The following is a 14406-nucleotide window of genomic DNA, read 5'->3' as shown; positions in this document are numbered from 1 at the left end:
ACTTTATATTATTCCATTCTTATTGTCACTTGTCACCTTTTCAGGATAACCAACTCATTATCAACACAAAGAGGGTGACAATAACCGGTGATAATAAAGGTGACAATAAAAAGTTTCAACTTTCTATTGTCACCTTCACCACACCCTCTTTACAGCTTAACCACCCGATACACCGTCCCTTTCTTCGTATGTTTGCAAGGTATCCCTTCTTTCTGAAGCAGCCTTCCGAAATGGTATGCCTTGCCGGAAGATAAAGCGATAGTCGTTCTTTTTTGCAGATAATCCAATATTTCTACCGGAGACAGGAATTCCCCTTCCTTATCATCCCCGGCAACTTTGAAGTAGCGATAAAACAACTGGATAGCCGGCGGAGTCTGTTCAAACTCCCGGTTCCCTTGTGTCAGGATAGCCTCATCCTTATCGTCAAACCAATATCGCTCTCCATGATAAATCTCGTACATAGCCTGTGCATACAACTGCTCATAATCTATCGGGCGAGCCGTATCAATCGTACCCGTCACCTCAACACACATAAAACGACGGCTGCCGGAGGGATCAGTCAACAGATCCTTCTGATTGCTGGTCGCTATGAACGAAGCATAACGCTGCAACTCCTGTATCGAATTGCCATACGGTTTGCGAAGATTGACGACCGGCTTTTGCAGAATATGCTTCAAGAAACCCTGCTGCGTCAAAGTAATCTGATCAAATTCATCAATATTGATCAGCGCAAAACGATTCAGATACATTTCCGCATCCCGCTTCCGGCCGAAGTCAATACTGTCGGTATAATATCCGCGAAGCCCCGGCGGTATCAGATCCCGGCAAAAGGTAGACTTGCGTGTCCCCTGCGCACCTACCAGCAAAGGGGAAGTACTGTTCGCATGCTGCCGATCATACCCACGCCAATGAGCTACCATGTTGAGGAACCAGCGATGGAAAAGCATCGTCCAATGCGGATTAGCACATGGCACACGGTCTGCCAGTTCCGTAATGCGGTCTTTTTTGTCCCAATTAGGAAGATGAAAAATAAATTCTTCCAATGGATTATAAACAGATACACGGTTTGAATGCAGATAACGGTCCACATCCCGGTCCCACACCGCAATACCCTCACTTTGCGCATCCAGCAGAATACTATTCTGCGCCCGTTTATCCAACGGACGGAAACGAAAATAGAATGAGCATCGTTCCCGGTATTCCACTTCACCTATCTGTGTATTATAGCGGAATTCATAACGCCGGTTCATGAACTCCTCTGTCTGCATATTGAGATATTGCTCTTTTGTCAGCCCGTTTTTCTTGCCGAAGCCTTTGCATTCCTGATACACATTGCCTATCATCTCGCGAACCAGCACAGACTGCTTCGAATGATAATATCGGTGAATAGTCCTCCTCACCACTTCCTCTTCCGGAATACCGGAAAGGAAACAATTTTCCGCCAACCGGACTACCAGGGGCTGCAAATCATCATTCCGCCTCCACCCCTCTTCCATCGACTGAAAAGTCTTTCGCAAGGCAGCCTCATACATCAATGCCAACGCATCTTCCGTATCATATCCCGGAACAGCACGATTCAACGGAGACTTTTCCGGGGGCAGCTTCTCCTGATAATTCATTTCTTTCGGCATCCCGAAGGGCTGAGAAAGATAAAACGGCACGGAATTTTCCCGATAGAAAGGTTCAGGATCGTGACTCAGCCGTGAATATTGCTCCAAAACCGGCTCTTTCAACTGAATATCAAAGGGGATTTGCGGCTGATAGCATTTCACCGCCAAACGATACGCATGCGCCTGAAAAATTTCAGCTTCTTCCTGCGTCTGCGGCAACGTACCATCCGGACGGGTAAAAAGAGTCCATATCTTCACGGAATTTCCACTTGATCCCATATATGCAAACATAGTCTGCGGCAATTCAGCCGCTTTCTTCTTGACCATCTCCACTTCTACTTTTCCCGCCAACGGACCTACGGTCAGTTCCACGATGCCATTATATACTTTCATCCGCTTCACGCCATTCACACGTCCGAAAACAGCAGCGGGTATTACTTTGGGAAGTTTCCCGGCAAAACTGCAAGATTCTCCGGGTAAAACAAAATGCAGGGCTTGGCGCAATCCGGTCACCGGACGGGTCTTAATCTCTGTTTTTATCTTCTCTATCAACAAGTTAAAATCTAATACACTTAATACTTCGACTCCATCTTTCTCCCTGATTTGTGTTATCTTCATTACTTTTCTTAAATATTTATGTATATCCCTCAAAGGTAGGCATAAAACAGACAGTAAACAACCTTTCTATTCATTATTATTACAGATTATTTATCCGCCTTTCCATTCTTTCGGAAGCTCCTTGAATTAATAGTAAATAAAACGTTCATTAAGTTGTTTAGAAGCTTAGATTAATGTATCTTTGTAGTGATAAGAAATCGTTTTACGTACATGGTCCCATCGGTCCACGTATGTGAACTATTGGGTTCACGTACATAGTCCGAACGGTTCACGTACGTGGAACGAAAACGTGAAACAGACAAAATATATTAGTCGAGCCTTGTCTACATGTTAAGGTTACTAGTGTTTGTACTAACACACGCGGTATCAATTGAGTAACAATCCTATTAACCAACAAAAAACAAGTGACGCTATGGCAGCAGATTATGACTTTCGGCGAAAACCGAATGAAAAGGGAGACGGAGAAGTACAGCCTCTGTATCCCCGAATTGTATCCAAAGGAACCATTGACAGCAAACGGTTATTTCGTGAAATAGCCGAAGCCTCTTCTTTCACCGAGGGAGATTTGGCAGGTATCATGGTAGCTTTTCAAGAGAAGGTATCCTATTATTTAAGTGAGGGGTATCATGTGAAACTGGGAGAAATCGGATATTTCTCCTCTAGTTTGAAAGCACGTCCGGTGATGGACAAGAAAGAGATCCGTTCGGTCTCCATCTCTTTCGACAACGTAAATTTCAGAGCTACTCCCTGGTTTCGCCGACGCAGTTCGGGGACGGTCACCCGTGCCAAATTCGGATTTCAAGAATCATCGAACTTGCCGGAAGAGACACGCCGTTCCCGACTGGAAGCCTTTTTAGCAAAGAATCACTTCATCACTCGAAGAGAATACTCTCAGATTACGGGTTTATTGAAGGGAAAAGCACTACGGGAATTGAATCTTCTGGTAGAAAACGGAGTTCTTAACACTCGCGGATATGGGAACCGGGTGGTGTATTTAAAGCCTAATAATCAGTAGATTAAATCAGCAAAAGATACAATAAGGGTGATAATAGAAAAGAGGTTACTATTCTATTATCACCCTATTATCACCATCTATTGTCACCCGTTTTTCATTGATAATGAACCGGTTAGTTCTACAAAGTGACAAGTGACATTAAAAAGTATCATTAAACTCCAGTGTGTGACGCTCAATAACTTCTACCGAATCGAGCCCAAGCATATAGTCACCTTTGGTCGCCTCAATCATAGCTTTTTGTTCTTTCTGAAAGTAGACAGGGGCATCTTTACGTAAAGGTAAAATCTTTAGTTCCACCTTTTTGCCGACGAGATCTGCCATACGGACCCACATCTCCTTTCCATTCCAGAAGTTATCTGCTACAAGCCTGCCGTCAGCATACACACGGGCCACATCACCCCGATAATTTATACGGAGAAAAAGATTATCATAATTATTTATTCCAGATGTATCATAGTTAATAGTGTATACCGCAGCTTTTGCAAAGTCCTCTTCTACAGGTTGCGCAGCCACTGCCTGACGCCCCATGGGGACAACACGGGGAGCATCCGCTTTTTTCACTTCCGTGACTGTGGCGGCAATGACAGGAGACTTTGTCCATACCTCCTCCACGATGCATGAATCACTCTTATACAGAATACCGCCATTCTTGGCATAAAGCAGTTTACCGTCAATTTTATAGGCAGTCTTTGCCTTTTCGTATGAGAGCACACAGACATTGAGCTTGCCCGCCTTCTGCTGCTTGTTAAGTTTACAAGTATAGACCTTGCCGTCAACGGAGATTTGAGGCTTTTTACCCCTGATTTCGATGAAATAGATAAGGCCATCCACTTTGCAGAACGGTTCTACAGTAGTCCAGTCAATGGTTGCACCCTCAGTCCGATAGTCTTTAAAAGTGACATGGGACGTCCCGCTCTCATTCTTGATACGCACATAGTCATTATAGAATTCGAAAGCACCCCGGCGGGCATAATGCCTGCTTAATGAGTCAACATTCATCTGCAAGAGTTCACTGCCCCAGTCTGTCAACATCTGATGGATAAAACGTCCTTCATGAAAGGGAGTCTCGAATACTTGTCCCACTTCGCCAAGAGGAGCCTGAAAATCATAGGTCATATGAGGCAGGTCATTATGATTAGTACCCGGAGAGGCTTGCGTTTCTCCCATAGTGTGAAGAGGATTGTATGGATTGGTGCCACCATGATACATATAGTATCCCGGAAGATTGGAGCCACTACCCAGCTTGCATATAACCAGCGGTTTAAGCTCCCTTCCATTGATATTTATCCGACGATGATACGCCGGCATCATACCACCGCCCAACTCACAAGTAAAGTAGGGATATGACAATTTTGAACTGAGAGAGGGGGAATCTTCCGACAATTCCTCCTTAGAGAATGTCTCTGTGGCAATAGCACTACTCATACGTTTGTCTCTCATAATGAAAGCATCGGCATAACTGCCCGGCATATCCTCCAGTTTCCGGTCCCAGAATCCGTCGGCATAGTCACCATAAAGCGGCAACAGTTGCCCGAAAACCTCTTTTCCCCGAAGTGCAGGCCAACCGGTACGTGTATAGAACGGGACATCAAATCCCGCCTTCACTGCAATATTTTTCAATGCCTCCAGATAATCCCAAGGACCGCGACTTTCGTTCTCGATCTGCACGCCGACCACAGGACCGCCATCTTTCCACAAAAGTCCGTTAACCTGAGCAAATATAGTATTATAAAGCTCCGTACAATCTTCAAGGAATCCAGAAGTACGGGCACGTATCTTATACTTAGGATTCTGCCCGGCTTTCTCATGTACCCATGAAGGAATTCCGCCTTGATACACTTCCCCATGACAGAAAGGACCAAGACGCAACACCAGCATCACATTTTCTTCTGCACAGATCCGGACGAAGCGGCGCAGATTATGATTGCCGCTCCAGTTCCATTTTCCCTCTTCCGGTTCATGGTGAATCCAGAAGATATATGTAGAAATGATATTGATACCACCGGCCTTCATTTTACGGATTTCACGGCGCCATTCCGACTCCGGCACGCGGGAATAATGAATCTCTCCCATGACGGGAATGATATGCTTGCCGTCAAGGATAAGCCCCTTGCTATCCACCAGAAGAGTTTTGCCTTCGGGTGTTGCAGATGTCCCAAACCGGAAAGTACCTTGTGCTGAAACCATTGACAACGACAGTACAAACATCAATAAAAATGTGATCTTCTTTTTCATGGTAATCTTTCAATTGTTAGTCTTTCAATTATTCAACGACCTTCCGATTCAAACGGAAAGTAGAGAGAACTTTCTTGCCGGAATAAACAGTCACAAGGAAGTTATAGTCCTCACCTTTTTCAAAATCAGCCTTTGTCGCAAAGCGGATGTCAGCTTTTTCATAGGGTTTCAAAGCAGGTACGGCAGCAGAAGCCACTTTGACCATTTTGCCTTCTTTCTTATACTCTATCTTGACCGAAGCCTTTTGTGAGCTAACTTGTCCGAAGTTCTGTACTTCAATATTCCCGTTCCAGCCTTTTTGCGATTCAGAGAATACAGGGGCACGCGCAGAAAGAATCGGTTCCACATAATCAACATACGGCAAACGCGCATATCCGTAAAGCATCTTTCCGTTTTTATATCTGCCTATCAATTTAGGAGCAAATTCATTCTCGGTAATCCCATTTCCTTTTCCGTCGAAAGTAATGATCAGGTCATTTCCATCATTCTCTGTTTTCAATACTTTACTTCCTCTGCCATAATTCACTTCTTCGGAAGCGCCAAAACGCAAAGAGCTGATATCCATATCGGTTTGTGGATGAAAACCTTCTTCTGCCTGTACTTTCAGCCGGATAGTCTTCGTTCCGGCGGTAATGGGCTTATCATTCAACACTGTCAGCAATAGTCCCGGATTCAATGGAATACTGATATTCTTTGAACTGTGATTATCAAATGGCTTATCTTCATGTTTCAAAGTATCAATGACCGCAAAATTAGCCTGAATAGCACGGCCATACTTATCTTGATACATTTTCAGACGTTCATACTTGAACCAGCCTTCAGAATGTCCGTCCTCGTGTACGGCAACTCCCGGCATGTAGGCCTCTCCCGGATCAGTTACCCAATTGACTCCGTCCTTTGAACGAAGATAAAAGGCAATACGGCCCAACCAGTCATTGACAATCAGATGATACTGGATATGATCGCGCCAGATGACAGGGTCTTCAAACCGTCCTTTCACATCCGGATAAACACGACGGTCTGTCAATTGGTTATATTCCGACAAACCATCCCGGCTGATCCAGATTCCACCGCCACGACAGACCATTACATATGAACTGTCTTCCCGTTGGGCAAACGAAAGATTGGACAATCCTTCGATGATTCTACGATCGCGCGCATTGAAGTCGAATTTTCCATATTCCCATTTTCCGTTGATATCATCCGCAACATAACGTCCGTCTATGACATACAAAACATATCGCCCGTCTTTTGCCTGAAACATCTCCGGATTATGTCCTTTTCCGATGATATTAACCGGTTTGAACGGACCGGTCAGATTATCACTCACGGTATTGAACACCCATGAATTTCTCCACTCCATATGTCCTTTAGGAGAGGCTTCCAGCCATCCGCAAACCATCAGATGATATTTACCGTCTTCTCCTTTCCGGATATTTCCACCCCAATAGGACCAGACACGGTCTTCAATACCATTATCAACATAACGCGGACGCACATCGGAGGTTCCCCATGTGTCGGATGACAGTTGATTGCCTTTCATCGGCAGAAAACGATCCATAAACCGGGCACCTTTCACCAGTTGACTCCACTCTTTGGGACGTTCGCGTTCTGTTACTTGAGAGAAAGTGGATTTACTCACAAGTAGCAACATTACCATTAATACTAATTTAAGTTTTTTTCCGTACATGTTTTTCTTCTGTTAGTTAGTTTGATAGTTCGTTTGATTAATACTATTAGTATTACGACAAAAGTAAATCAATCCCTCATGAGTGAATGATAACAAACAGGGAAAAAGGTACGTAATGCTTTACGTAAATAATACGAACATATCATATCTGACAAAATGCTTGATACACTTTCAATAAATGCCAATAAAGTTTTAATGGCTTTATGAAAATGTAGCCTATTTAGTACAATACCTTTTTATCTGATCGCAAATCTGTTCCATCCCCTTGACTGAAGGATGGCCACTTTGTTTATCTATATTGTATAATTCAATGCAATCTATATCATAGTGTTTACAAATGGTTCTGACTGACTCATTAAATTCTTCTTTTAAATCGGAATTCAATAGAAAATAGATTTCGACATTAGGATAACGATCAATCATATGGTCGAGCATATAAGCCATAGCAGGACGAAACTGATACAAGTCCTCCTTTGCCCATCTTTCATATTTATATTCACCAAGCGGAACACCTGCCCAACAGTCATTCGTTGCACCAAAAATAAAAATGATATCCGGACATCCCAGCTCATCCATACGAGTTATAAAGGAACGGTCGGAATAATCTGCTTTACGATATCCTGTATTACAAATAGTAGCTCCCGAAAAAGAATTATTGACACAAAGCCGATAATCATTTTCTCTGATCAATTGATGCCACCAAGTTTGACGTACAGAGACAACGTCAGTCTTATGTCTTGGAAGGGTATAATACCATATACTATTTGTATCAGGTTGCAGATAACCTTCAAATGTGGAATAGGAATCACCCAAAATAGAAACGGCTTTTTTACTTTGGGCAAAGTTGAAACTACTGCACAGGGTGATTATGAGCAAAAATACACAGAACTTTTTCATCTTTCGCTTATTACTTTTTATTATTTTTATCAATCAAAAATGGAACTGTCGGTAACCCCTCCAAGTTCACTAAATTAAGAGATGATAAACAACTACTTTGTCTTTATCATTTATATCTGCTACGGTAAGGTGAAATTCTACTTCAAATACCAGACACAAGTATCTTCAATCACACCGGTTTTGGATTTTCCTTCCACCCGAATCCGGTTTTCCCCTTTACTTAAAGTCACATTCTGCCACACTACACGATGGAGAGAGTCACTCTTCTGTTTACCTATTTTCTTTCCATTTACATATAGTGTATTTTCACGAAGATTACTATAAACTTTCACCTGGACATTCGCTTCCGGACGTTCGGTGAACCGACGGCTCGTTATATAAATCATTGGTTCCGTGCTCCAATTCGCTTTATAAAAATAGAAGGCATCCTTTTTAATTTTCCGGTCATAAGTGACAAGTCCTTTATCATTTATACCGGGTTTACCACCCTCATTACGAATGGAAGACTGAAAATCGGCAAATACCCAGATGTATTTTGCCCACATATACGGGCGTTGCGCAAATGCACTCCAGTTACCTTCATGAATATAGGTCTGCCCTTCCTCCGGATGGAATTGCCCACTTGGCTTTACATCATTTTCCTTCATCGAAAAGTGATGCTCCACATTAGCCCCGCCACCATATTCCGATATAGCCACAGGCTTTCCATTGGAAGCTGCTTTCGCTTTATCAAAGAAATTGCCGGCTGTTTCGGGAGCATTGCGGCTGCCATACCATCCGATATACTTATTCCATGCCATAAGGTCGGAACAGTTCTGATAAAATTTAGGATCATCACAACTGGCTAAGGTAGTCAGTCGGGACGGATCGATTTCTTTATAAAGCTCATGCAATTCACGGGCAAACGGTTCGGCATTATCATAATTGGTTCTTATCTCATTAAAAATACCCCAGAAACATATGGAAGGATGATTGTACTTTTGATAAACCAACTCTTTCAAAACTTGCCGGGCATGTTCTTTAAGTCCGTCGGTGTTGATAAATCCACAAAAATCATATCCACCGGGACCTACCATCGGTATCTCGGTCCACAATACGATTCCATTCTCATCCGAAAGATGATAGATAGATTCCGAATGAGGATAATGAACTAACCGTAACGATGTCGCACCGGATTCCTTGACTAATTCCATATCCCGCTCATGATCTTCTGCAGACAATGCACTACCTTTGCCTTCTACTTCTTCGTGCAGGCAAAAACCGTATAAATCAAGGTATTTACCATTCAAAAAGAAGCCTTTATCAGCATCTACTGAAAAATAGCGCAGACCGGTTCGCTGTTCTACCCGGTCTATCACTTTACCATTATCCAGTAATTCGACTATCACCTTATATAAATGGGGATTCTGTTTGGCATTCCATAATACAGGATGATCAATCACAAACGGCTGCTTTACGTTTTCATTGGTTACATTCTGCTCTATATTCTGTGAAATAATATTTCCCTTGACATCTTCAATCGTAGTCCGGACTTTTAATCCTTGCTTCTTTCCTCTAAGTGAAAGCATTGTCTCCACCGTTATTTGAGCTTGCTTTTCCGACACTTTATCCTGATGTATAAAGACACCGGGGGAAGCATAAAACAAAGGTGAAATACAGTCCTGCTCCGTCACCAGCAAATGACAAGGGCGATGAATACCACCGTATATATTGAAATCACCACTGATAGGCAGAATTTCCGGATTGTATGCGTTAGTCACCCATACTTCCAGTTTATTAGTACCCTGTTTTGCATAATCTGTCACTTCCATACAAAATGCCGTATACCCTCCTTTATGCGATCCTACGGATTTATTATTCACCAAAACAGTGGCCGATGAATTCACTCCTTCGAAATAAAGGAAAAGCCGTTTGTCCTTCATATCCGGGGTTATTTCAAGATCACGTCTATATACCATCATTTCCCTGTTGTAGGAGCGGGTACCCGGTATATAATTGGCATTCCATGTATGAGGGACAGTTACTTGCTTCATAGAAGATTTTAATCCCGTATCACTGACAGGCCTATATCCCCATCCCTTATCCAGCAAGATAAAAGTACGCGGATTATCATCAGCTTTAGCAACCAAAGACACTAAGACGCCTCCCAGCAAGAACAAAAAAAAGATAGTGCGTTGTAACATAGATATTAAATTTAAAATGAATATAATCCTTTTTCTCAATACTCTTTCACCAAACAACGAATCAACCGAGGTTCTTCCGTCAAGTCACCTTGCATTTTTATTTTTACTTTTCCGCCCGGTAGCAGGAAATGTGCTTGCTCAAAGAGAACATCGCGTCCATCGTTAATAAAGATGGAAGGGTCTTTACTCTGAATGGTTATGTTCTTCAACGTAAAACCTTTCACATCTGTCATCCGTATCAGTTTATTGGTCTTCCCCACTAAATTTTCTATCAGATTATTTTCTGCCGGGGTCTCCGGAATACCGTTCAAGTCTATAAAATAGGAAGCTGATTCAACAATGATATCACGAATGGTAATATTCTTGAAAGACGGAGTCAAAGGTGTTATGGGACGAGCCGGCAAACGCTTTGCCAAATCGCCGACATGCTTTTCTTCACCCAACATATCCCACCAGAAAGCAGCACCGGTAAGATTCATCCGAATACGTTCGAAAGTCAGATTCTCGCCCCCGCCACCACGACTACGACGGGTTTTAAAACGCAATCCACTTTTAGTGCCTGTAAATACACAATCATGTACATAGAGATTGCGAATCATCGCAGCTGTCTCACTTCCGCAAACAATGCCTCCCCATCCTCTTTTGGCAAGACAATAACGTATTACTATATTCTCAGAGGGTTTATTGACACGGATTCCATCTTCTCCGCGTCCGGACTTCATCGTAAAACAGTCGTCTCCACAATCCAGCGAACAATACTCTATCAGTACATTTCGTGTAGACTCGATATCAATGCCATCTGTACGCCCATGTCCGTGAGAGTCTACCGTCACACCACGTATAATCACTCCATCGCAATATACAGGAACTATATTCCAAAAAAGTGACCGTTCCAGTGTAACTCCTTCGATTAATACATTCTTGCAGTTTGTCGGAGAAACAAACAGAGGGAGAAAGACTGAACGTCCTTTTTTACCATCTGCAATACGTTCTTTTACATCCGGATATTGCTCTACATATTTCTCTATCGACTCATAACATTGTCGTTTCCATATTTCACAGTCGGTAGTCGGAGCTACCAGCTTTCCATGACCGGTCAGAGCTATATTCTCCTGATTATTAGCATAGACCAAAGCTCCTAATGAATAGACTTCCACTCCTTCAAAACGAGTTAGGACAACAGGCAGATAATCGTTTATATTTCCACTAAAATGCAGTTCGGCTCCCTCTTCCAAATGCAAATTTACATTACTCTTCAACTCTATGCGACCCGTTTTCCAAATACCGGCAGGTATAACCACTTTTCCTCCTCCGTCACGACTGACTTTATCTATCGCCTTCTGGATCGCTTTCGTAACCATTTTCTCAGGTTTGGCGCCTGTTTCCACAATAGAACACACAACATCTTTAAAGACCGGACGATTCATTTCGGGCATAGCGAAAGGAGCCTGTACAGGTGCAATATTTTCCGTTGTATGTTCAGGACCTACTTGCTTCTGCAGGGGGATATAATCGCATGTTTGTGAATAGGCCAACCAAACAGTTGGTACCAACAGCAGAATACAAAATAATCTTTTATTCATCATATTAAAATTAAAGAGGACTATTTTCTTTTAGATTAATATTGCAGCAGAAAACTCTCGGCAACTTTTAGAAAACGGTCATGTCCTTTACTGTTCAGATGTGCCGTATCAGTATTATTCTTGCTTTTCTGGAAATAGATTCTTCTGAAAGTATCATTATCGGCATAGATGCTTCCTTTTCTTGCGCAATCAAAAATAGGAATACTATAATTGCCGCAGACTTCAATCATAGCATCCACTACTTTCTCCGAGTCACTTCCTTTAAAGTTTTTGCAGTTCCAGCGGGTAAAGAAAAAGATTTTCGCTGTCGGATATTTCTCGACTAAGCCTTTGCACAGAATTTCCATTTTATCCTTGAAGTTATCAATACCTCCGATAGAGTCCAATTTAAATGCATCATTATGTCCGCCAATGACAATGACATAATCGAGGCTATCCGCCATCTCCGCATATCGCAGATACATCGCTTTTCCCCATCGCGGGCTGGAATAAGCTATGCTATTCCCATTCTTTCCATAATTAAAATACTCCATACCGTGCTTCTTTGCAAACTTATAATGCCATGTGTTCTCAAACGGCTCTTTATGATTTCTCACATAGCTGTCACCTATTACTCCGATCCGCTTGCCGTTAAGTTCGTCAGTAAGCGCTATACCAGTCTGTGCTTTCCCATCCAAAACGGATAACGCACAAACGATTAACAATAAAAAGATTTTTAAATGTGTCATCACTTTATGTATTTTTCATTTGCTAGCAAAGATAAGGGTAGTTGTAATGTCAGTACATGTAAATTCATACGTTTTCCATTAAATTCATACACTTTTCATGCTTTAATCCGGTTTTTACGCCCAAATTCTCCAAGAAACGGACGATTTTCCATCTTTCTATACTTATTTGCCATTGGAGCAAGCTACGACTTTGCATATCTTTGCCAAGAAAGTTATCCATTTCTACAAAAGACTACAAACGTATGAAAAAACATCTGATTGCCTGGGGCATTTTATCTACCATGTTTATGGCAAATACTTTTGCCCAGAAAGACATCGACCGTCCTATTATGGGATGGAGTTCATGGAACACCTATCATGTAAATATCAGTGAAGAGTTGATAAAACAGCAAGCTGACGCATTAATCAATCACGGACTGAAAGAGGCAGGCTACAACTATATCAATATAGATGACGGCTTCTTCGGGCATCGGGACGAAACGGGGAAAATGCATCCGCATCCCGACCGTTTTCCCAACGGAATGAAAGTGGTTTCAGACTATATCCATTCGCTGGGACTAAAAGCCGGAATTTACTCGGATGCAGGAGACAACACCTGCGGCTCTATCTATGACAACGACGCAAATGGAGTGGGCTCCGGACTATACGACCATGAACAGCAGGATATGGATTTATATCTTAAAGAATGGAACTATGATTTTATCAAGATCGATTATTGTGGCGGACGCGAACTGGGGCTAGACGAAGAAAAGCGCTACAGCACGATTTGCCAAGCTATTGCCAATACAGGAAGAACGGATGTATCTATCAATATCTGCCGATGGGCTTTTCCCGGTACCTGGGCAAAACGACTGACACGTTCCTGGCGTATCAGTCCTGATATCCGTCCCAGATGGAATTCAGTAAAAGGTATTATAGAAAAGAACTTATATCTTTCCGCCTATGCTACCGACGGACATTACAACGACATGGATATGCTAGAAATCGGACGTGGACTGAAACCCAACGAAGAAGAAGTCCATTTTGGAATGTGGTGCATCATGAGTTCTCCCCTGCTAATCGGATGTGATATGAATACGATTCCCGATTTCTCATTGAAGCTACTCAAAAACAAAGAACTGATCGCACTGAATCAGGATGTATTAGGGCTTCAGGCACACGTCGTTCAACATGAAAATGAAAGCTATGTACTGGTAAAGGACATCGAACAGAAACGCGGACTGACAAGAGCGGTAGCATTGTATAACCCTTCCGACCAGCCATGTGACTTTATCGTTCCTTTTGAAACCCTTGAACTGGGTGGTAACGTAAAAGTACGGGACTTAATCAAACAGAAGGATCTTGGAAAAATGAAAGGAGAAATACGGCAGACTGTTCAGCCACACAGCGTAATGATATGCAAAATGGAAGCTGAAAAACGACTGGAACCCGTATCTTATGAGGCTGAATGGGCATATCTTCCCTGCTACGACGATCTGGGAAAGAAATCCAAACCAATTGTTTATGTACCTGCCTCCGATTGTTCCGGCAGAATGAAAATATCCCGACTCGGCGGCCGGGAAGAGAACTTTGCCGAATGGAGCGAAGTATACAGCGAAAAGGGAGGTAACTATGAAATGACTATTTTCTACTCTTGCGACAAAAACCGCAAACTGGAAGTTTCTGTCAATGGAACGAAAACAGTACTCAAAGATTTGAACAGTAACAATGAAGTGAAATCTGTGACTATCCCTGTCAGCTTAAAACAAGGTTACAATACGGTACGAATGGGAAATGACTTCGGATGGGCACCGGATATAGATCGTTTTACAGTATCCAAACAATAAATTCCTCATAATATCAATTAT

The 14406-nt window shown here is 42.5% G+C and carries 9 protein-coding genes; 2 read left to right on the top strand and 7 right to left on the bottom strand.

Annotated features, from left to right (window positions below; all coding sequences use genetic code 11):
* Positions 1–149: 149 nt before the first annotated feature.
* On the bottom strand, positions 150–2228 hold the full coding sequence (locus DW640_RS00475; RefSeq protein WP_117576845.1) for a BT4734/BF3469 family protein: 2079 nt from the start codon (positions 2226–2228) through the stop codon (positions 150–152).
* Between the two features lie 412 nt (positions 2229–2640).
* On the opposite strand from DW640_RS00475, the gene DW640_RS00470 reads away from it, so the two are divergent.
* A complete protein-coding gene (locus DW640_RS00470; RefSeq protein ID WP_011109146.1) occupies positions 2641–3243 on the top strand; it encodes an HU family DNA-binding protein in 603 nt (200 codons plus the stop codon).
* A 138-nt stretch (positions 3244–3381) separates the two neighbouring features.
* Here DW640_RS00470 and DW640_RS00465 read toward each other — a convergent pair whose 3' ends face one another.
* From DW640_RS00465 to DW640_RS00440, 6 genes are all read right to left on the bottom strand, one after another.
* Positions 3382–5478, bottom strand: a complete 2097-nt coding sequence (locus tag DW640_RS00465) for a beta-galactosidase (RefSeq protein ID WP_117576843.1) — start codon at positions 5476–5478, stop codon at positions 3382–3384.
* Positions 5479–5506: 28 nt separating this feature from the next.
* Complete coding sequence (locus tag DW640_RS00460; RefSeq protein ID WP_199610187.1) at positions 5507–7168, bottom strand: glycoside hydrolase family protein; 1662 nt, start codon at positions 7166–7168, stop codon at positions 5507–5509.
* A 216-nt stretch (positions 7169–7384) separates the two neighbouring features.
* Positions 7385–8065, bottom strand: coding sequence for an SGNH/GDSL hydrolase family protein (locus DW640_RS00455; RefSeq protein ID WP_117576841.1), 681 nt, complete (start codon positions 8063–8065; stop codon positions 7385–7387).
* 137 nt (positions 8066–8202) lie between these two features.
* Entirely contained in the window at positions 8203–10248 is a 2046-nt protein-coding gene (locus tag DW640_RS00450) for a glycoside hydrolase family 2 TIM barrel-domain containing protein (RefSeq protein ID WP_117576839.1), read from the bottom strand.
* A 35-nt stretch (positions 10249–10283) separates the two neighbouring features.
* On the bottom strand, positions 10284–11834 hold the full coding sequence (locus tag DW640_RS00445; RefSeq protein ID WP_072066967.1) for a glycoside hydrolase family 28 protein: 1551 nt from the start codon (positions 11832–11834) through the stop codon (positions 10284–10286).
* A 32-nt stretch (positions 11835–11866) separates the two neighbouring features.
* Positions 11867–12559, bottom strand: a complete 693-nt coding sequence (locus DW640_RS00440; RefSeq protein WP_008764375.1) for an SGNH/GDSL hydrolase family protein — start codon at positions 12557–12559, stop codon at positions 11867–11869.
* A gap of 242 nt (positions 12560–12801) precedes the next feature.
* Between DW640_RS00440 and DW640_RS00435 the strand changes: the two genes are divergently transcribed.
* Positions 12802–14385: an alpha-galactosidase gene (locus DW640_RS00435; RefSeq protein WP_117576837.1), complete on the top strand. Its 1584-nt coding sequence runs from the start codon at positions 12802–12804 to the stop codon at positions 14383–14385.
* Positions 14386–14406 lie beyond the last annotated feature (21 nt).

The sequence above is a fragment of the Bacteroides sp. AM23-12 genome (assembly GCF_003434395.1).
GTDB lineage: Bacteria > Bacteroidota > Bacteroidia > Bacteroidales > Bacteroidaceae > Bacteroides > Bacteroides thetaiotaomicron.
This window is presented reverse-complemented; position numbering and strand designations above follow the sequence as displayed.